16 protein-coding genes are annotated in these 20,373 nt (G+C 63.6%); 12 read left to right on the forward strand and 4 right to left on the reverse strand.

All coding sequences use genetic code 11. The features are described from left to right. Positions 1 to 179: 179 nt before the first annotated feature. Positions 180 to 896, forward strand: a complete 717-nt coding sequence (locus GM909_RS08035) for an intradiol ring-cleavage dioxygenase (protein ID WP_157015690.1) — start codon at positions 180 to 182, stop codon at positions 894 to 896. Positions 897 to 914: 18 nt separating this feature from the next. On the opposite strand, the gene GM909_RS08040 is transcribed toward GM909_RS08035, so the two are convergent. Then, on the reverse strand, positions 915 to 1,679 hold the full coding sequence (locus tag GM909_RS08040; protein ID WP_157015691.1) for a creatininase family protein: 765 nt from the start codon (positions 1,677 to 1,679) through the stop codon (positions 915 to 917). A 109-nt stretch (positions 1,680 to 1,788) separates the two neighbouring features. Here GM909_RS08040 and GM909_RS08045 point away from each other — a divergent pair, with 109 nt between their 5' ends. The 5 genes from GM909_RS08045 to GM909_RS08065 all read left to right on the forward strand — a co-directional run bounded on the left by GM909_RS08045 (position 1,789) and on the right by GM909_RS08065 (position 6,010). Further along, positions 1,789 to 2,259, forward strand: a complete 471-nt coding sequence (locus GM909_RS08045; RefSeq protein ID WP_157015692.1) for a MarR family winged helix-turn-helix transcriptional regulator — start codon at positions 1,789 to 1,791, stop codon at positions 2,257 to 2,259. A gap of 99 nt (positions 2,260 to 2,358) precedes the next feature. Continuing rightward, positions 2,359 to 3,294 carry a DMT family transporter gene (locus GM909_RS08050; protein WP_235911739.1) on the forward strand — a complete coding sequence of 312 codons (936 nt, stop codon included), beginning with the start codon at positions 2,359 to 2,361 and terminating at the stop codon, positions 3,292 to 3,294. A 71-nt stretch (positions 3,295 to 3,365) separates the two neighbouring features. Beyond that, positions 3,366 to 4,388: a LacI family DNA-binding transcriptional regulator gene (locus GM909_RS08055; protein WP_157015694.1), complete on the forward strand. Its 1,023-nt coding sequence runs from the start codon at positions 3,366 to 3,368 to the stop codon at positions 4,386 to 4,388. 122 nt (positions 4,389 to 4,510) lie between these two features. Continuing rightward, on the forward strand, positions 4,511 to 5,488 hold the full coding sequence (locus GM909_RS08060) for a 2-hydroxyacid dehydrogenase (protein ID WP_157015695.1): 978 nt from the start codon (positions 4,511 to 4,513) through the stop codon (positions 5,486 to 5,488). Positions 5,489 to 5,611: 123 nt separating this feature from the next. Beyond that, on the forward strand, positions 5,612 to 6,010 hold the full coding sequence (locus tag GM909_RS08065; RefSeq protein ID WP_157015696.1) for a hypothetical protein: 399 nt from the start codon (positions 5,612 to 5,614) through the stop codon (positions 6,008 to 6,010). A 14-nt stretch (positions 6,011 to 6,024) separates the two neighbouring features. Here the strand turns inward: GM909_RS08065 and GM909_RS08070 are convergent, their stop codons facing one another. Next, the gene (locus GM909_RS08070; protein WP_157015697.1) at positions 6,025 to 6,798 is read right to left on the reverse strand and encodes a gamma-glutamyl-gamma-aminobutyrate hydrolase family protein; all 774 of its coding nucleotides are present in this window, start codon (positions 6,796 to 6,798) and stop codon (positions 6,025 to 6,027) included. A 401-nt stretch (positions 6,799 to 7,199) separates the two neighbouring features. On the opposite strand from GM909_RS08070, the gene GM909_RS08075 reads away from it, so the two are divergent. Then, positions 7,200 to 8,306: a TRAP transporter substrate-binding protein gene (locus GM909_RS08075; RefSeq protein ID WP_157015698.1), complete on the forward strand. Its 1,107-nt coding sequence runs from the start codon at positions 7,200 to 7,202 to the stop codon at positions 8,304 to 8,306. Between the two features lie 381 nt (positions 8,307 to 8,687). Then, positions 8,688 to 9,794 (forward strand): TRAP transporter substrate-binding protein, encoded by a 1,107-nt coding sequence (locus GM909_RS08080; RefSeq protein ID WP_157015699.1) that lies wholly within the window; start codon positions 8,688 to 8,690, stop codon positions 9,792 to 9,794. Between the two features lie 70 nt (positions 9,795 to 9,864). Here the strand turns inward: GM909_RS08080 and GM909_RS08085 are convergent, their stop codons facing one another. Together GM909_RS08085 and GM909_RS08090 are read right to left on the reverse strand one after the other, a co-directional pair. Next, on the reverse strand, positions 9,865 to 11,730 hold the full coding sequence (locus GM909_RS08085; RefSeq protein WP_157015700.1) for a TRAP transporter large permease: 1,866 nt from the start codon (positions 11,728 to 11,730) through the stop codon (positions 9,865 to 9,867). Continuing rightward, complete coding sequence (locus GM909_RS08090) at positions 11,723 to 12,304, reverse strand: TRAP transporter small permease subunit (RefSeq protein WP_157015701.1); 582 nt, start codon at positions 12,302 to 12,304, stop codon at positions 11,723 to 11,725. Before GM909_RS08090 ends, GM909_RS08085 begins: the two co-directional genes overlap by 8 nt. Positions 12,305 to 12,616: 312 nt before the next feature. Between GM909_RS08090 and GM909_RS08095 the strand changes: the two genes are divergently transcribed. The 4 genes from GM909_RS08095 to GM909_RS08110 all read left to right on the forward strand — a co-directional run bounded on the left by GM909_RS08095 (position 12,617) and on the right by GM909_RS08110 (position 20,263). Further along, positions 12,617 to 16,090: an indolepyruvate ferredoxin oxidoreductase family protein gene (locus tag GM909_RS08095; RefSeq protein WP_157015702.1), complete on the forward strand. Its 3,474-nt coding sequence runs from the start codon at positions 12,617 to 12,619 to the stop codon at positions 16,088 to 16,090. 131 nt (positions 16,091 to 16,221) lie between these two features. Further along, positions 16,222 to 18,528: a putative bifunctional diguanylate cyclase/phosphodiesterase gene (locus tag GM909_RS08100; RefSeq protein ID WP_157015703.1), complete on the forward strand. Its 2,307-nt coding sequence runs from the start codon at positions 16,222 to 16,224 to the stop codon at positions 18,526 to 18,528. Positions 18,529 to 18,792: 264 nt separating this feature from the next. After that, positions 18,793 to 19,476 (forward strand): N-acyl amino acid synthase FeeM domain-containing protein, encoded by a 684-nt coding sequence (locus GM909_RS08105; RefSeq protein WP_235911740.1) that lies wholly within the window; start codon positions 18,793 to 18,795, stop codon positions 19,474 to 19,476. A gap of 112 nt (positions 19,477 to 19,588) precedes the next feature. Beyond that, positions 19,589 to 20,263, forward strand: coding sequence for a Crp/Fnr family transcriptional regulator (locus GM909_RS08110; protein WP_157015704.1), 675 nt, complete (start codon positions 19,589 to 19,591; stop codon positions 20,261 to 20,263). Positions 20,264 to 20,373 lie beyond the last annotated feature (110 nt).

The raw sequence follows: 20,373 nt of genomic DNA on the forward strand, positions 1-20,373 counted from the left end.
GTGAAGCCTGAGCCGAGCATATAGGATGTCTTGGCGGCGAATGCACCCCGTTTGCGGCCGGCCTTGTGAACCCCAGCATTACGAAAGCTTAATTCGACATTCCGGGCCCGGGCCTTAAAAGGTGATGTCGGCGGACGTTTCAGAAGAACCGTCCCAGGCAGCAGGTCGCAGGAAGCATCATGAGCGTTTCCGCACCAAAAGGTCTCAGTCGCCGCAGGGCACTCGGCCTCATCGCGGTGACTGCGGGCGGGGGCCCTTTTCTCGATGCGGCGGCTTTTGCCGCGGCGCGGCCGGCGCAGGCGGCCGCCCTGATCACCGGGGCCGGCGTCTGTTCCATCATGCCGCAAACGACCGAGGGGCCGTTCTATTTCGACCCGAGCCTCGACCGCGGTGACATCACCGAGGGACGGCGCGGTCTGCCGCTGAACGTCAGGATCCAGGTCGTCGATGCCGGCTGCGCACCCATTCCCGGCGCGCGCGTCGACATCTGGCACTGCGACGCCGAAGGGCGCTATTCGGGCTATGCGCGCCAACCCGGAGGAATCGATACTTCGGGCGAGACATTCCTGCGCGGCACGCGAATGGCCGACGGCGAGGGCATCGCCTCCTTCACCACCATCTATCCCGGCTGGTATCCCGGCCGCACGCCGCACATCCACTTCAAGGCCTTTCCTTCGAACGACCGCGTGCTGACGGGGCAGATGTTCTTTCCCGACGAGGTGAGCCGGCAGGTCTACGAGACGGTGGCGCCCTACAACGATCGCGGAACCGACCGGGTCATGGTCAATGCCCGCGACGGCATTGCCCGGCGCGCCGGACCGGCGGCGCTCGCCGAACTCGTCCGCGAAGGCGGCAGGGTCGAGGCGGCGCTGGTCGTGGCGGTTGCCGAGAGGTGATGGCGGGCGCCCGGCTGGTCACCGCAGCTGAGTGATATCGAAGCGGTCCACATCCTGCAGCAATTCGACGAAACCGCGGGCGGCGTTGTCGAGCAGCTTCTCGCCGAGCTCGGCCGAGGCGGCGGCCGCGTTGCCGACGACGCCTTCGGCCGACAGATCGGTCATCTTCCATCCGAAGGCGTGCGGTCCGTAGGCTCTCAGATGCGTGAAGTCGCGCTCGAAGTCGGATTGGGCAGAGGCGAAGTCGCGTGCCTGGTTCATGTCGACCAGATCGGGCCTGAGCGCCAGCATGACGGAGGTCTCGATCTGCCCGCCATGGATGCCGATGGCCCTTTCGCGCGGATCGACCAGGCCGGCGGGCGGAGTAAACCGAGTCCAACTCGTCGCCACGGCGAGCATGGCATGGCGAACCCGCAATTCGGTCGCCACCACCGTCATCAAGGGAGAATTGCCGCCATGCGCATTCAGCATGACGAATTTGCGCGCGCCCTTTGCCTTCCATTCGGCCGCGATCGCGATCCAGTGTTCGATTGCCTCTGAGTAGGCCAGGCTCCTCGTGCCCGCGACATCGAGATGCTCGATCGAGTAGCCGACCGGTTCGGCCGGCAGGAAATGCACGTCGAGGGAGGCGGGCAGAAGGCGCCGGGCCCGTTCGGCCACGCCCTTGGCGATGATCGTGTCGGTCTCGAATGGCAGGTGCGGACCATGCTGTTCGGTTGCGCCGAGCGGCAGCACGACGATCGCTAAGCTCTTGCCGGCGGACGTGCCGTTCTGGTCTGTCATGGAACTGAAACACCTCTGGCATAGTTTCGTCGGCGAATTAGCCGGCTCGTGTTAGAATGGCGGCTGCCAACCTCGTCGCATCATATATGATGGAGCATGGGAGACGGAAATGGCGAAGGGCACAAAGGCCGCGGCGGTCAATCGGCTTCAGACGACGGCGCGGTTGTTTCGTACCGCGCTTGCGGCGCGGCTGGCCGACTACGGTTTATACGCCGGGCAGGACCAGGTCATGCTGGCGCTCGCCCTGGAAGACGGGCAGACGCCCGGCCAGCTTGCGGCAAAGCTCGGTGTCAGGCCGCCGACCATCACCAAGACAATCAACCGGCTGCAGGCGCAGGCCTTCCTCGACAAGCGCGCCTCGCAGAACGATGCGCGCCAGGCGCATATTTTCCTCACCGATACGGGCCGGGACGCCATACGCGCCATCGAGAAATCGGTGCGCAAGACGGAGAAGGTTGCCCTGAAGGGGCTCGACAAGAAGGAGCAAAAGGCATTCGCGAAGCTCCTTGCGCGCATCGAGCACAATCTTGCCAGCAATGTGCAGGCGCAGCCGGCCGAGGAGCCCGGCGACACGGCCTGATCGCGGCGATGAGACGGCTGGACCAGTCGAATCGCGCTTGCAGTCGGCGGCGACATGACCCAAACAGGGCCAATCTGCTGCAACCGTCGGTCCCATGCCTTGAGTTCTCCCACGAGCGATACCGCGACACCGTCCTCGGCGATCCTGCTCGTCTTCGGCTCAGGCCTCATGTTTTCATGCCTCGACACCAGCGCCAAATATCTGGGCAGCGTCGGGCTGGAGCCGCCTTTCGTCGCCTGGACGCGTTTTGCCGTGCATCTGGTGCTGGCGTTCCTGATCCTGCAGCCGTGGCGCAATCGCGGGGTTCGTGCAATCGCGAGCCCGCCCCGGCAGGTGTTGCGGGCGCTCTTCCTGTTCGGCTCGACGGCTTTCAACTTCCTGGCGCTGAAGACGCTGCAACTGGCCGATACGGTCTCCATCTTCTTTTTCGCGCCAATGGTGATCACCGCGCTTGCCGGGCCTCTTCTCGGCGAGTGGGCCGGCTGGCGGCGCTGGATCGCCGTGCTGGTGGGGCTTGTCGGCGTCCTGGTCATCACCAGGCCCGGCTACGGCACGTTCGAGACGGGGCATCTCTACGCATTGTGCGCCATGATGAGCTACAGCCTCTATGTCATCATGACGCGTGCCATGAGCACGACCGAGACGGCCGAAAGCCTCATCTTCTATTCGGCGCTGATCCCCGTCATCCTCATGGCGCCGACGGTGCCGTTCTACGGGTCCGTGCCCGAGGGCGCGCTGCAATGGGGCGTGCTCTTCTCGCTCGGCATCTTTGGCGGATTCGGGCACTGGCTGCTCATCCAGGCCTATCGCCGGGCAAGCGCCTCGGCCCTGGCGCCCTATCCCTATCTGCAGATGGTGTGGATGGTGACGCTCGGCTATCTCGTCTTCGGCGACCTGCCGGACCGCTGGACGGTTGGCGGGGCGCTGATCATCGTAACGTCCGGCCTCTATATCGTGCACCGCGAAAGGCGGCTCCGGCTCAAGGCCAATTCTGTGCCCAACACCGAAACGTCCACGATGGCGAAAAAGCTTTGAAACGCCCGGCCGCGGTGGCATAAGCAGCTTTAAACTGTTTAAAGAACGAATTTGGACGGCGGGAGGCGCCTCTGGCTCAGAAGATCAAGCTTTCCACGATCGCGGACGCGCTGGGCGTTTCCACCGCCACCGTTTCGCTCGCGTTGCGCGACAGCCCCCTTGTTGCTGACGCTACGCGCGATCGTATCAAGGAGCATGCCCGCACCATCGGCTATATCTACAACCGCCGGGCGGCCAGCCTGCGGACCTCGCGATCGGGGATCGTCGGCGTGGTGGTGCACGACATCATGAACCCGTTCTTCGCCGAGATCCTGAAGTCGATCGAAAGCGAGCTCGACCGCAGCCGCCAGACCTTCATCCTGTCCAACCATTACGACCAGCTCGAAAAGCAGCGCACCTTCGTCGACACGCTGCTGCAACTGGGCGCTGACGGTGCCATCATGTCGCCGGCCATCGGCACGCCGAGCGGGGATATCCGCCAGATCGAGGAGAACGGTCTGCCGGTAGTGCTGATCGCACGCTCGGTCGCCGGCGCCGACGTGCCGGTCTATCGCGGCGACGATGCCTATGGGACCGGCCTTGCGACCAACCATCTGATCTCGCTCGGCCATCGCCGCATCGCCATGATCGGCGGCACGGACCAGACCTCGACCGGGCGTGACAGGTATCAGGGCTACGTCGCGGCCATGGAAAAGGCCGGCCTCGAGGTCCGTCCGCACTGGCGTATTCCCGGGCCGCGGACCAAGCAGGCGGGTTTCGAGGTCGCCGGACAGTTTCTCGCCTTGCCCGACAAGCCGACGGCGGCGGTGTGCTGGAACGATCTTGTCGCCATCGGCCTGATGAACGGCATTGCGCGGGCCGGGCTGGTGCCCGGTGTCGACGTCTCGGTGACCGGCTATGACGATCTGGAGGAGGCGGCGATTGCCACGCCGGCCCTGACGACGGTGTGGAACGGTCAACGCGACGTCGGGCGCCGCGCCGCGCGGGCATTGCTCGACCGGCTGAACGGGGCGCAGGTCAAGGCGTCGCAGGAACTCATCAAGCCCGAGCTTCACGTTCGCCAGTCGACCAGCAAGCCGGTCGAGCGCAAGTAAGGGAGCCGCCCGGCGCATCCCGCCTCTCCTTGGCGCATCGGATTGCGCCATGCGCCTCTTGTTCCGCACCCAATGGCCCCGTAACGTCCCGCTCCAAAGGAACGCCGTCAGGAGACCGACCGATGCCCGATCTGAAGCGCCACACGATTCTCATTCCCGGCAAGCTGCACCCGCACGCCGTCGGGCGCATCGAGGCGGCTTTCCCGACATTGCGGATCGAGCGAGCGGATGCCGCGTTGCTTAACACCGAAGCGATGGCCGGCGTGCGCGGCATCGGCGCGATGACGACGATCGATGCCGACTTCATCGACGCGTTGCCCAATCTGGAGATCATTGCCAATTTCGGTGTCGGCTACGATGCGGTCGACGCCCGACACGCCGCCTCGCGTGGCATCATGGTCACCAACACGCCGGACGTGCTGACCGAGGAAGTTGCCGACACCGCTGTCGGCCTGCTCTTGAACACGGTGCGCGAGTTGCCGAAGGCGGAGGCCTATCTGCGGGCAGGGCGCTGGGCGGCGGAAGGCCCCTATCCCCTGACCCAGGCAACCTTGCGCGGACGCAGCATCGGCATATTCGGGCTCGGTCGCATCGGCCAGGCCATCGCGCGGCGGCTCGAAGCGTTCGGCCTTTCCATCAGCTATCACAACCGCCGTCGCGTCGACGGGGTATCCTATGAATATCACGACACGCTCGAAGGGCTGGCATCGGCGGTCGACACGCTGATCTCGGTCGCGCCGGGCGGCAGCGCCACCGAGAAGATCGTCGGCATGAAAGTGCTCGAGGCGCTGGGACCGGACGGCGTTTTTGTCAATATCGGCCGCGGATCGACGGTTGACGAGGATGCGCTTGTCGAGGCGCTGAAGAACGGGACGATCCGTGCCGCCGGGCTCGATGTCTTTGCCGACGAGCCGCGTGTGCCCGACGCGCTCGTCGCTCTGCCCAATGCAACCTTGCTGCCGCATGTCGGTTCGGCATCGGTTCATACCCGCCGGGCGATGGCCGATCTCGTGGTCGACAATCTCATCTCGTGGTTTTCGTCCGGCAAAGCCCTGACGGCGGTGCCGGAGACGGCGGAGGTCACTTCACCGGCCGGATGATCATAGGCTTCTTCGCGTGGCGCTGCGGGCTGCATTCGCGCGGCCGGGCCGGGCCTTGTTAACCTTTCTTAAAGTTGGCCTAATCATGCTTGCCCGAATCATCGGACAGCGAGGGTCATCGCGATGAAGGGGATAGCACTGCTGGTCTTGGCCACCGCGGTCATGGGCGCGGCGCAATTTGCCGGCGGGGGCACCGAGACGCCGGGCGAGCGGCCGGTTGAGCCGGTCGATCAATCGTCGATTTCCTACCGCCTCCACGTTCTCGGCGAAACCGGCACCTGCCGGATCGAAACGGGCCGGGCCGGACGCAACGGCACGGAGCTCGTTGCCGAGCCGGAATGCGCCGCGATCTTCCCGGCGATCGGCGAGGCCCGGACATGGCGCCAGGATGAGGAAGGCACGGTGCGCTTCGTCGCATCGGGCGGCGAGGTGCTTGCGGCCTTCGCACCGGCCGACGGGACGGCCTACGAATCCTTCAGTCCCGCTCACCCGATCATGTCGCTGGCGGCCGTCGTCGAGTAGGCTCGGGCGGGCTCTTATTCCGCCGCGGTGCGCGAGGCGCTGCGGGCTGCGGCGTGGGCGCGCACGGCGTCGCCGAACGCCCGGAAGATGCGGGCCGAGGGCTCGTCGCTCCTGAACCAGTATTCGGGATGCCATTGTACGCCGACGGCAAAGCCGCGCGCGCCGCGCACCGAGACCGCCTCGACGGTGCCGTCCTCTGCGACCGCTTCGACGTCGAGGCGCGGGCCGAGGCGGCCGGCGGCCTGGCGATGGACCGAATTGACCGCGACGTCCCCGGCGCCGAGCACGGAGGCCAGGCAGGAGCCGGGTTTGACCGAGACGTTGTGGCGGATGGCAAAGCGTTCGTCGTGGCTGTCGCCGGGCGGGGCGCGGTGGTCCATGGAGCCTTCGCGCTCCTGGATCTCGGTCGCCAGCGTGCCGCCGAGCGCGACATTGAGCTCCTGAATGCCGCGGCAGATGGCGAGAAGCGGCACGCCGTGCTCGATCGCCTTCCTGATCAGCGGGAGGGTCGTGGCGTCGCGCTCGGGATCGTAGGGTCCGTCGGCTTCGCTCGCCTCGCTGCCATAGAGCGACGGGTGAACGTTGGTTTTCGAGCCGGTGATCAGCACGCCGTCGACCTTGTCGAGCAGCGCGTCGAAGTCGATGCGCGCGCCGAGGGCGGGCAGGATCAGCGGCAGCGCGCCGGCTCCGTCGATTGCGGCGTCCACATATTGCCGTGGCACGGCATGCCAACTGTAATTGTCGAATTCGCGCACATCCGCCGGGACGGCGACAAGGGGTTGTGTCATGAATTTCTTTCCGTCGGGCCGGCGCGATCCGCCGGGCCATTGCTTCGCGCATCTATACCAACGGCCCCGAAAAATGGCCAGTCTGATCGCAGGTTCAGTGGTGTTGTCTTGATGGGCCGGGTCTTCGATTTTCGAGTTGGCGGATGCGGGGCGCGGGGCATTGCCGGTCGGTCCCGCCAATACAGGTCCCGGCGTCCAAAAGGGCCATGATACAGTATGTAGTCAAACCATTTTATATCTTACTTTCAATTCATTACGCGCAACGGCCATTTTCCGGCCAATCTTTGCGGCGGGTGCTGGACTGGCGCAACTTCTTGTGCAATGTGCAGCGTTCTGAACGCTGCGGGGGGTCTGCGATCTTATCCATTCCACACGCGCAGCATCGTTATGGAGGAGCTAATATGGATCGTCGATCATTCATCAAGAAGGCCGGCCTTGCCGGCACGGGCGCAGCGGCGTCTGCGGCGCTGGCCGCGCCTGCCATCGCCCAGTCCAATCCCAAGGTCACCTGGCGGCTCACCTCGTCCTTCCCGAAGAGCCTGGATACCATCTATGGCGGCGGCGAAGTTCTGTCGAAGATGGTGTCGGAAGCCACCGACGGCAATTTCGAAATCCAGGTTTTCGCAGCCGGCGAGATCGTGCCCGGCCTTCAGGCCGCCGATGCCGTTTCGGCAGCGACCGTCGAGGCCTGCCACACGGTCGGCTATTACTACTGGGGCAAGGACCCGGCCTGGGCGGTCGGCGCGACCGTCCCGTTCGCGCTCAATGCGCGCGGAATGAATGCCTGGCATTATCATGGCGGCGGCATCGACCTTTACAACGAATTCCTCGGCAAGCAGGGTCTCATCGGCTATCCGGGCGGCAATACCGGCGTCCAGATGGGCGGCTGGTTCCGCAAGGAAATCAACTCGATCGAGGATCTGAAGGGCCTGAAGATGCGCGTCGGCGGCTTTGCCGGACGTGTCCTGGAAAAGCTTGGCGTCGTGCCGCAGCAGCTCGCCGGCGGCGACGTCTATCCGGCGCTGGAGAAGGGCACGATCGACGCCGCCGAATGGGTCGGCCCCTATGATGACCAGAAGCTCGGCTTCTACAAGGTGGCGCCCTATTACTACTATCCCGGCTGGTGGGAAGGTGGCCCGACCGTCCACTTCATGTTCAACAAGGAAAAGTTCGAGGCTCTTCCGGCGAACTATCAGTCGCTGTTGCGCACGGCTGCCCAGGCGACCGACGCCGACATGCTGCAGAAGTACGACTACGTGAACCCCACGGCGATCAAGAAGCTGGTCGCCGACGGCACGCAGTTGCGTCCCTTCAATCAGGAGATCCTGTCGGCTTGCTTCGACGCGGCCAACGGCATCTATGACGAGCTGACGGCGTCGAACGCGGAGTTCAAGAAGATCTGGGATTCGATCGTCGCATTCCGCGGCGACCATTATCTCTACGCGCAGATCGCCGAATATAATTTCGACACCTTCATGATGATCCAGCAGCGCGCGGGCAAGATCTAGGCCTGCGCCGGCGTATCCGCCCCCAAATCGGAATCAGTTTCCGACAAGGCAGTGCGCTGAACAAGAACAGCAAAGCGCCGCGCGTCCATCCGGATGCGCGGCGCTTTGTCGTTCGAGGCGGCGGCAGCTTGGCGTGCGGCCTTCCGGCACCTTGCCTCTGCGCGTCTGCCGCCATGATTTTCCATTAACGTTATTAATGACTTGGCTGCCGCCGCGCGGCGGTATCGTGTCCCATTCGTATGTGTGAAAACGCCTCGCACACGCCGGTGCGATGGCTAGACTTGATGGTAGTCATATGTATTGATAGCCAACAGTTGGCTCACCAGAAAATGACAGAGGGGTGGCTGGCTTATGGTTCGATCTCAATACGGGAGGTATTCAATGGATCGTCGTTCATTCATCAAAAAGGCAGGTTTTGCAGGCGCTGGAGCCGCCGGCGCAGCCGCTCTCGCGACGCCTGCGATCGCGCAATCGATGCCCAAGGTCACGTGGCGCTGCACGTCGTCCTTTCCCAAGGCGCTCGACACGATCTACGGCGCGGCGGAGACGATGGCCGATTTCGTCAGCGAGGCGACGGACGGCAATTTCCAGATCCAGGTTTTCGCCGCAGGTGAAATCGTTCCGGGTCTGCAGGCGGCCGACGCCGCTTCCGCCGGCACGGTCGAGATGGCGCACACTGCGTCCTATTACTATTGGGGCAAGGATCCGGTCTATGCTTTCGGCACAGCCGTTCCGTTCGGCCTCAACTACCGCCAGCAGAATGCCTGGTTCTACTATGGCGACGGCAACAAGCTGATGAACGAGTTCTATGCCACGCAGGGGCTCTACGGCATGATCTGCGGAAACACGGGCGCCCAGATGGGCGGCTGGTTCCGCAAGGAGATCAACACGGTCGGTGATCTCAAGGGCCTGAAGATGCGCATCGGCGGCATGGGCGGCAAGATCATCGAGAAGCTTGGTGTCGTGCCGCAGCAGATCGCCGGCGGCGACATCTATCCGGCGTTGGAGAAGGGCACGATCGACGCCACCGAATGGGTCGGTCCCTATGACGACGAGAAGCTCGGATTCCAGAAGGTCGCCCAGTACTACTACTATCCCGGCTGGTGGGAAGGCGGCCCGGTGCTGCACACCATGGTCAATCTGGACAAATGGAACGAGCTGCCCAAGAGCTATCAGGCGATCGTCGAAGCGGCCTGCCGCGCGGCCAATGCCGACATGATGGCCAATTACGACTACAAGAACCCGGCGGCGCTCAAGCGGCTCGTGAGCAATGGCGCGCAGCTCAGGCCATTCAGCCAGGAGATTCTCGAGGCTTGCTACAAGGCAGCGCTCGAGACCTATGACGAGATCAACGCCGAGAATCCGACCTTCAAGAAGATCTACGAGAACCAGCAGGCCTTCAAGAAGGATGCTTATCTGTGGGCGCAGCTCACGGAGTACAATTTCGACACGTTCATGATGATCCAGCAGCGCGCCGGCAATCTCTGACACGCAAAGGTCATTGCCAAAAAAGAACCCCGGGGCGGCGCCCCGGGGTTTTTTCGTCCATGACGCCGGGTCAATCGAACGACGGCGGCTTGCTTAGGTCAGGCTGTTGCTGCTGCCCTTGCGGCCCGGAGCCCGTCGGTTGCTCAGCCTGACCATCCGGCGCGTCGGGCGGCTCGAGACCGCCGAGCGGCGGCAGACCCAGCGGCGCCTGCTGCTGGCCGCCCTGGCCGTTCTCAGTGCCATTGGCCGGTGGTCCGCCGATGGGCGGCAATCCCAGGCTCGGCAATCCGGGTGTGCCGCCCTGACCCTGGCCACTGCCGCCGAGGGGCGGCAGCGTGATTTCCACCTGGCTCGGGTCGGCCACGGCGGGACCGGACTTGTAGTGCGTCACCAGGCCAGGAAATGTGATGACCAGCAGAATCATCGCGAATTGGATGATGATGAATGGCAGGGCGCCCTTGTAGATCTCGAACGTCTTGATGCCCGGCAGGATCTTGCCCGATACGGTGTCCTTCCATTCGTGCACGGGCGCGACCGAGCGCAGATAGAACAGCGAGAAGCCGAAGGGCGGCGTCAAGAACGAGGTTTGCAGGTTGATGCCGAGAATGACGCCGAACCAGATGAGGTCGATGCCCAATTTCTCGGCCACCGGCGCCAGAAGCGGCACGGCGATGAAGGCGATCTCGAAGAAATCGAGGAAGCAGCCGAGGATGAAGACGATGATCGTGACGAAGATCAGGAAGCCGTATTCGCCGCCGGGCAGGGCCAGCAGCAGTTCCTCGATCCACACATTGCCGTTGATACCGTAGAAGGTCAGGCCGAAGACACGCGCGCCGATGAGGATGAACATCACGAAGGCGGCGAGCTTGGTCGTCGAATCGAGCGCCTGCTTGAGCACGGTCAGGTTCAGCCGGCCCTTGGCGAAGGCCAGGATCAGCGCCCCGGTGGCGCCCATGGCGCCGCCTTCCGTCGGCGTTGCGATGCCGAGGAAGATCGTGCCCAGAACCAGGAAGATCAGCGCCAGCGGCGGAATGAGCACGATGACGACTTGCTCTGCCAGCCGCGACAGGATCCCCAGCTTGAACTGGCGATTGGCCAGGCTGGCCAGGTAGGCCGCCAGCGTGGCCGCGGTCGCGGACCAGACCAGCCGCACTTCGTAGCGCATATCGGCGAAGATGGTGTGATAGGTCGCCAAATAGATGAGGACGGTCGCGATGACGATTGCGATCAGCGAGGTCACGCCGCTGCCCAGGGTGCGGGCTTCGACGGGTAGGGCGGGAGCCCAATGCGGGCGCACCAGGGTGACGGCGAAAATGTATACGCAGTACACGCCGACGATGATGAGCGCCGGCAGCAGCGCGCCGACATACATGTCGCCGACCGAACGGCCGAGCTGGTCGGCCATGACGATCAGCACCAGCGACGGCGGCACGATCTGGGCGAGCGTTCCGGAGGCGGCGATGGTGCCGGTGGCCAGTCCCCGGTTGTAGCCGTAGCGCATCATGATGGGCAGCGAGATGAGGCCCATGGCGATGACGGAGGCGGCGACGACTCCGGTCGTTGCCGCCAGCAGCGCGCCGACCAGAATGGCGGCATAGGCAAGCCCGCCGCGGACCGGCCCGAAGAGCTGTCCGATCGTGTCGAGCAGATCCTCGGCCATGCGCGAGCGTTCCAGGATCAGGCCCATGAAGGTGAAGAAGGGAACGGCCAGCAGCGTATCGTTGTACATGATGCCGTAGACGCGCTCGGGATGCGACTGCAGCAGCGGCCAGAAAAGGCGAATCTCGTTTGAAATGCTGGAGAACTCGACGCCGATGACGAAGAAGATCAGGCCGCCCGCGGCCAGCGTGAAGGCGACGGGATAGCCGATCAGCAGCATCGCCATCACGCATGCGAACATGATGGGCGCCAGGTTGTGCGCAATGAGATCAATCACGGTCCCGGGCCTCCATCTCGAGGGCGCCTTCGGCTGCGGGCGGCAAATCGTGCTGCGGATTGGGCTCGTCGATCAGCCCCCTGATGACGCCCCAACGCTTGATGATTTCCGAGAAGGCCTGGGCGGTAAGAAGGATGAAGCCGAGCAGCACCATCATCTTGGCCGGCCACAGGATCAGCCCGCCGGCATTGGACGACATCTCACCGGAATTGTAGGACAGCCAGAACCAGGGCCAGCACAGGCGGACCATCAGGAGCACGAACGGCAACAGAAAGACGATGTGGCAGATCAGATCTATCCAGTCGCGGGTGCGTTTGGACAGGCGATTGGCCAGGATGTCGATGCGCACATGTTCGTTGCGCTTCAGGGTATAGGCGGCCGCCAGCATGAAGACGGTACCGTAGAGATACCATTGCAGCTCCAGCCAGGCATTGGATGATATGTCGAACGTCTTGCGCACCGTGGCATTGCCGGCGCTGATCAACACGGCGACAAGGATAAGCCACGAGACCTGTTTGCCAATGAACTCGTTGATGCGGTCGATGAACCGCGAAAGCGCGAGAAGCCCCGCCATGCATTCCTCCTGGAGCAGTTCTTGTTATTTGGCGGCAGGAATTGCCGGTCAGCACCGATCGTCTTCCCCACGGTCGGTGCGATTGCCGTCCTGCCTCATGCCGCCGCGAGTGATTATCAGCTTTACCGTGCCAGTCAAAGCGCCAGTTTCCGCCCGATATGCGGCGCGTGGCCACGGCGCGGCGAAGCCATGCATGGTGCATCTGTTATCAACCGATATTGGCGCGAATTCGTTTGACGCGCGCGGCAAGCGACGAAACACTGCGGCCGGGTTGTGTCAGGATGGCGACGCAGCCCCGAATGGGAGCATGGAATGACGCTTCACGACGTATCGCTCGACGACAAGTTCGATCTTTCGAAGGAGCGCATCTTCGTTTCCGGCGCACAGGCGATCGTGCGCATGCTGTTGATGCAGCGCGCGCTCGACCGGCGCGCCGGCCTCGACACGGCCGGATTCGTGTCCGGTTATCGCGGCTCGCCGCTGGGCGGTCTCGACCAGCAGCTCTGGCGGGCCAAGACGGCTCTGTCGGATGCCAACATCGTCTTCCAGCCCGGCCTCAACGAGGAACTGGCCGCCACCGCCTGCTGGGGCGCCCAGCAGACCGAACTGCTCGGCGAAGGCAAGCATGACGGCGTGTTTTCGGTCTGGTACGGCAAGGGGCCGGGTGTCGACCGGTCGGGCGATGTCTTCCGTCATGCCAACCTCGCCGGCTCGTCGAAGCATGGCGGCGTGCTGGCGCTGATGGGCGACGATCACACCGCGGAATCCTCGACCAACGCGCATGCGACCGAGTTCCTGTTCGTCGACACGATGATCCCGATCCTCAATCCGGCCGGCGTGCAGGAGATGGTCGATTACGGCCTCTACGGGTTTGCCATGTCGCGGTTCGCCGGCACCTGGGCTGCGGTCAAATGCGTCAAGGACAATATCGAATCGACCGCCTCCGTCGACGTCACGCTCGACCGCCTGAAGATCGAGCTGCCCGAATTCGACATGCCGCCGGGCGGGCTCAATATCCGTCACGAGCTCGACCAGCTCGGACAGGAAGCGCGGCTGCACGAGCACAAGCGGGCCGCCGCGGCAGCCTTCATCCGCGCCAACGGGCTCAATCGCATCGTCTATTCGGGCGGCCGCAAGGCCAAGCTCGGCATCATCACCGTCGGCAAGAGCTATCTCGACGTACGCCAGGCACTCGACGACCTCGGCATCGACGAGGCGACCGCCAGCCGCCTCGGCGTGCGGCTGTTCAAGGTCGCCTGCCCCTGGCCGCTCGATCTGGAGCATATCCGGGATTTCGCTCAAGGCCTGGAAACGATCATCGTCGTGGAGGAAAAGCGCTCGCTGATCGAGGTCCAGGTGCGCGAGGACCTTTACGGCACGGCAATGCAGCCGCTGGTCGTCGGCAAGAAGGACGAACGCGGCGACTGGCTGTTTCCGGCCAAGGGCGCGCTCGACCCCAACGACATCGCGATCGCAATCGGCGAGCGTGTGCTGGCGACGATCGGCCATTCGGAGGAGATCGACCAGCGGGTCAAGCAGCTCCGACAATTCCAGGCGATGCTGGCCGAGACGGAGGACGTGGCCAGCCGCACGCCCTATTTCTGTTCCGGCTGCCCGCACAATTCCTCCACCAAGGTGCCCGAGGGCTCGCTGGCTGCCGCCGGCATCGGCTGCCACTTCATGGCGCTCTGGATGGACCGCTCGACGGTCGGCTTCACGGCCATGGGCGGCGAGGGCGCGCAATGGATCGGCCAGGCGCCGTTTTCCACGCGCGATCACATCTTCCAGAATCTCGGCGACGGTACCTACAACCACTCGGGATCGCTGGCCATCCGTTTCGCCCGCGCGGCCGGGGCGAACATCACCTACAAGATCCTCTACAACGATGCGGTCGCCATGACCGGCGGCCAGCCGCATGAAGGCGCACTCAGCGTCGACATGATCGCGCATCAGATGCGCGCCGAAGGCGTCGAACGCATCGCGGTGGTGACCGACGAGCCCGAGAAATATGGCGGCAAGGCGGTGTTCCCCGCGGGCGCCACCATCGATCACCGTGACGATCTCGATCGCGTGCAGCGCGGATTGCGCGAGGTCAAGGGCGTGTCGGTGCTGATCTACGACCAGACCTGCGCAGCCGAAAAGCGCCGCCGGCGCAAGCGCGGCACTTTTCCCGATCCCGACAAGCGCGTCATCATCAACGAGCTCGTCTGCGAGGGATGTGGCGATTGCGGGGTGCAGTCGAACTGCGTTTCCGTGCAGCCGGTGGTCACCGAGTTCGGCCGCAAGCGGCGCATCGATCAGTCGAGCTGCAACAAGGATTTCTCCTGCCTCAACGGTTTCTGCCCGTCATTCGTCACGGTCCATGGCGCAAAGCTTCGCAAGGCCGAAGGCATTGGCGGAACGGCGGATCCGCTCGACGGCGTGCCGGAACCGGCGGTCTTTCCGGCCGAACAGGGCTGGTCGGGTATCGTCGACGGTATCGGCGGCACGGGCGTCGTCACGATCGGCGCCATCCTCGGCATGGCGGCGCATCTGGAAGGCAAGGGGTGCGGGCTCATCGACATGGCGGGCCTGGCGCAAAAGGGCGGCGCGGTCTTCAGCCACATCCGCATCGCCGCAACGCCTGAAGACATCCATGCCATTCGCGTGTCGGCAGGCAAGGCCAACCTTGTTCTGGGCTGCGACCTCGTGGTCTCCGGGTCGAAGAAGGTGCTGGCGGCGGTGCGCGAGGGCGAGACGGTGTTCGTCGCCAACACGGCCGAGGTCATGCCGGGCGATTTCACCCGCGCGGCGGATTTCTCGCTGCCGACCGAGCGCCTGAAAAAGGCGATCCGCGCGGCGGCCGGCGAGGACAATGCGCATTTCGTCGATGCAACGCGCACGGCGAGCGTGTTGTTCGGCAATTCGCTGGGCGCCAACATGTTCATGCTCGGCTTTGCCTTTCAACGTGGTGGGCTGCCGCTTGGCGCGGAGGCGATCGAACAGGCGATCGAGCTCAACGGCCAGGCAATTTCGATGAACAAGCAGGCGTTCCGCTGGGGCCGGCGCGCCGCCCACGATCCCGCGATCGTGGCCGATCTCGTCGCCCGCGCCGGCAGCGGGCAGACGGCCCGGGCGCCGGCCGACGATTTGGACGAGATCATAGCGCGCCGCGCGGCGTTCCTGTCGGCCTATCAGGATACCGCCTATGCCCGCCGCTACGAGCAGCGTGTGGAGGCTGTTCGCGCCGCGGAGGCGAATGCGGCGCCAGGGTCGACGCGGCTGACGGAAGCCGTGGCGCGCAATCTCTTCCGGCTGATGGCCGTCAAGGACGAGTATGAGGTGGCGCGGCTTTACACCGACGGCTCGTTCCGGCGTCAGCTCGAGGCCGAGTTCGAATCCTACGACCGGCTCGAGTTTCATCTCGCCCCGCCCGTCATGGCGCGCAAGGGGAACGACGGCAGGCCGCGCAAGACCTCCTTCGGTCCGCGCATGATGATCGGGTTTCGCCTGCTGGCGGCGCTGAAGCGCCTGCGCGGCACGATGTTCGATCCCTTCGGCTATACGGCCGAGCGCGAGATGGAGCGGCGGTTGCTCAGCGAGTACGAGGCGGATCTGGAGCTGATTGTCGCCACGCAGCAGCCCGGCAATGTCGATGCGGCGGTCGCGCTCGCCTCGGTTCCCTCGCTGGTCAAGGGATTCGGCCACATCAAGGAGGCGAATGCGCGCAAGGCCGAAGGCGAACGCCGGCGCCTGATCGAGAGACTGAAAGGCATGCCGGACGCGGCGCTGGAGGCGGCCGAATAGCGCGGCGGCGCCGTTCTCCAGCGACTTTGGCCAACAAGTCCTTTGCCAAGTTCGGCCAATAAGCTCTTCTCAAATAAAGCTTTCTTAAGGCGGATGTGCGACTGGAGAGTCCCGACAACCGGGCAGGCCCAGTGAAGAGTAGCAAGGACAGCATCCCCGAGGACATCTATGTAGGGTTCGTCCGGTCGTTGTTCGTCGATCCGGGAATCCTGCTGATTGGCGCGTGCTGTCACGGGCTCATAGGGCTGCTCGTCTATCTCAAGACCGGTGAACCGATCTATCTTCTTCTGGCCGTCGTCATGCTGGGTGCCGGTGTCTACCGGTTTGCCGCCGTTCGCAGAGTGGATCCTTCCAGCATAAGCGACCAGGCATCGGCAGCGGCGCGCGAGCGATATTACATTGCAGCCGGCACCATTCAGGGCTGCGTCGTTGGGCTTTTTGCGCTCGTCAGCGTCTACTGGCTGCCCGATCCGTTCAGCGAGATGGCTGCCGTGAGCGTGATCATGGGCGGAGCCATCACAATTGCCGGTCGCAACTATGGCTCACGAACGATGGTGGCCATCCTGACGGCCACTGCCGTGGCGCCGATCGCCATCGGGCTCATGCTCAAGGGCGACGTCTATCATTTCGTGCTCGGCCTCTTCATCGTGCCCTTCCTGATCGTCGTCATGAAGATGGCCAGTCTCGTGCGTCTCGTTCTGTTTACCGCGCTCCGCGAGGAGAAGAAGGCCACGCGGCTGGCGCAGCGCTTCGACAAGGCGCTCAACACCATGTCGCACGGCCTGATCATGCTGGACGGCGAGGGGCGCATCGTGGTGGCCAATGCGCAGGCCGCCCGGATCATGCGGTTGAATGCGCCGGAGGCCATGTCGGGGCGCACGCTCAAGGCGCTGTTGATGCGGGCCGTCGCGGCGGGAATGCTCGGCCGCGAGGATTGTGCTTACGTGGAGGACCAGCTCACGCGGGCGCTTCGGGAGAATTGCGACAGGAAACTTCTGGTGCGCTTCGCCGATGGCAGCCATTTCGAGTTTTCCGCCCGTGAAGGCAGCGACGAGCTCGGCGTCATTACCTTCGAAGACGTCACGCAACGCGTCGAAGCGGAGGAAAAGATCAGGACCATGGCGCGCTACGACAGCCTGACGGGCCTGCCCAACCGCAACTATTTCCACGAGCTCGTCACCGAGCGAATGGTCGCCGGGGACCGGGAACGGCTTTGCGCCGTCGCCATTCTGGACGTCGACGATTTCAAGAACATCAATGACACGCTCGGCCATCCCGTCGGCGACGGACTAATATACGCCATCTCCGAGCGGCTCGCCTTCTTTGCCGATGACGATGTCAGGATCGGTCGATTCGGCGGCGACGAATTCATCATCTATGTCGACCGGATCGAGGACGAATCGCATCTGGCGGAACTGCTCGACGGGGTCTTCGCCGGTCTGCGCGAGGAAATGGACGTCGCCGGACACGCCTTGCGCGTCCAGTTCAGCGCCGGCACCGTGCTTTTGCCGGCCAGCCTGAGCAATGTCGACAGCATGATCGTCAAGGCCGACCTAGCGTTGCATCGCGCCAAGACGCTCGGCAAGAACGGCTGGCAGCTTTTCGAAACAACGATGGACGCGGCGTTTCGGCACAAGCAGCTTCTCAAGGCCGACCTCAGGCAGGCAGTCGAGACGAATGCATTGCGGGTCGTTTTCCAGCCGATCGTCTCGCTCGACACGATGCGCGTCGCCAGTTGCGAGGCGCTTTGCCGCTGGGATCATCCCGAACTCGGCGCGATATCACCCAGCGTCTTCGTTCCTCTGGCCGAGGAAATCGGCATCGTTTCGGACATCAGTGCGCAGATATTGCGCACGGCCTGCAAGGAATGTGCGCGGTGGCCGGAATCCATCTGCGTCTCGGTCAATCTGTCGGCGCGCGATTTTGGCGATGCCGACGTTGTCCGGCTGGTGCGCGACGCGGTTGCCGAATCGGGACTGGCGCCCGACCGGCTGGAGATCGAGGTAACCGAAACGGCGCTGCTCGATGACAAGTTGTCCACGCGTCACCACCTGGAAGAGATCCGCGCGCTCGGCGTGCGCATTGCGCTCGACGATTTCGGCACCGGGTATTCCAGTCTCAGCTATCTGCACACCCTGCCGCTCGACAAGGTCAAGATCGACCGAAGCTTTCTTGTCGACATCACCGGCAACCAGCGTTCGCTGGAGCTGCTGAAGGGCGTCGTCTCGCTTTCGCGCCAGCTCGGCCTGGACGTGACGGTCGAAGGCATCGAGACCTTCGAACAGCTCAAGCTGCTGGCCGTGCATGTCAGGCCGGACCTGCTGCAAGGGTTCCTGTTCGGTTCGGCGCTGTCTCCGTCGGGCATCGGCACCATGTCGAATACGGTCTGGCCATTCGGTGAAGACCTGGAAAACGCCCGGCGTTCCGCGCACGGCTAAGAGCCCTCTTCAGAACTGACAATCTTCGCTCCATAGCGTGATCGCGCTATAAGCCTAACCCATTGTTAAGGTTAACAATCGGTAAATGGGGCTGCTCAAATTTTCATCTTTACTTAATTAATTCGCTCGCTACCGTGCGGCCCATGCGGGTGATCTGGGGGCAAGATCTTAATGACAGCAATGTTGGCTCGCGGCACAGCCGCGCGCTCACCCGGTCGTGCGGACCGGTCGGGCGGGTCTGGGTTCGTAAGGAATGTCACGGATTTGCTGGACCGCATCGAATACAGACGATGCGAGAGCGGCGAGGATCTGGAGGCGATATATCGGCTACGTTACAAGGCCTATCGGGCTCACGGTTACGTGCCGCATTCCGCCAGTCAGATGACGTCGGACAAGTATGACGATACGCCGAATTCCTATCGCTTCGGCGTATTCATCGATGACGATCTCATCAGCACGGTGCGCATCCATCATGTGAGCCGCGACCAACCAGAAGCGCCCATCATGGGGGCGTTTGGCGACATTATGGGGCCACGACTCGATCGCGGCGAGACCTTCACCAATCCGACCATGCTGGCCGCCGATCCCGATTGTGCCCATGGCGTGCGCGCAATTCCTTACATCACGCTGCGGCTTGCCGTAATTGCGAACGAGCATTTCGAGACCACGGGCTGCGTTTGCGTCATTCGCGAAGAGCATACGGCGTTCTACCGGCGCATCTTCGGGGCCGTTCAGGTTGGAGAACCGAGGGCCTACCCGCCCATCACGATCCCACTGATGCTCTACGACTCCGAATGTGCAATCAACATGCAAAAGACGCTCGATCGCTTTCCGTTCTTCATGTCCAAGCCTTCGGAGCAGCGCATGCTCTTCGACCGGCCGGACACGGGCGACCTGGCGCCGCTGACCATCCTGCCAACGGCGAAATATCTTCAACACGCGGCATGAGTGGACGCCGGGGCCCGGCGGCCTCGGCCCGTCTTGTCATTGCGCCGATGCGCGCCCATAAGAGTTTCTCCCATGGAAACGCGTTGGTGCGTCTCGGCTGCTGTGGGGGAGAATGATCGCCAAGGAAGACATTGCGCGCGCCGCCATCTGGGCGCGCGAACTGACAGAAGACGAAATCGAAAGGGCGAGCCGCGGGCTTTCGGAGCGCTCATATTCGAAGGGCGCCTATATCTGCCATCGCGGCGACAGGCTCGACTACTGGACGGGCGTTTCCGACGGGCTGGTCAAGATCAGCGCCATCTCGCGCAGCGGCAAGGCGATGACCTTTGCCGGGGCGACGACGGGAAGCTGGTTCGGCGAGGGGTCGGTGCTCAAGGACGAGCCGCGCCAGTACGATCTGGTCGCCATCCGCGAGACCCGTCTGGCTCTGATGAACCGGGCGACCTTCTTCTGGCTTTACGAAAGCAGCACCGGCTTCAACCGCTTTCTCGTGCGCCAGCTCAACGAGCGCATGGGCCAGTTCATCGCGACCATCGAATATGACCGTATCCTGACGCCGAAGGCGCGCGTGGCGCGGAACCTGTCCTGGTTCTTCAACCCGGTCCTCTATCCGCGTGTGGGAACCGAGATCGAGATTTCACAGGAAGAACTGGGACTGCTCGCCGGCGTGTCGCGCGCCATCGTCAACAAGTCGTTGCAGGAACTGGTCGATGAAGGGCTCGTGAAGGTGGAGCACAGCCGGATCACGGTGCTCCATCTGGAGGCGTTGAAGTCCTACGAAGCCTGAGACGCTCTCATCGGCAGACCCAGCGGGCAAAACGACCAACACCTCTGTCACTGTTAGCAGACCATCGGGTGGTCTGTCTGTCAATCGCGAAGTTGATCGGGGTCGCGCCT

It is taken from the genome of Mesorhizobium xinjiangense (assembly GCF_009749525.1).
GTDB classification, from domain to species: Bacteria; Pseudomonadota; Alphaproteobacteria; order Rhizobiales; family Rhizobiaceae; genus Mangrovimarina; species Mangrovimarina xinjiangensis.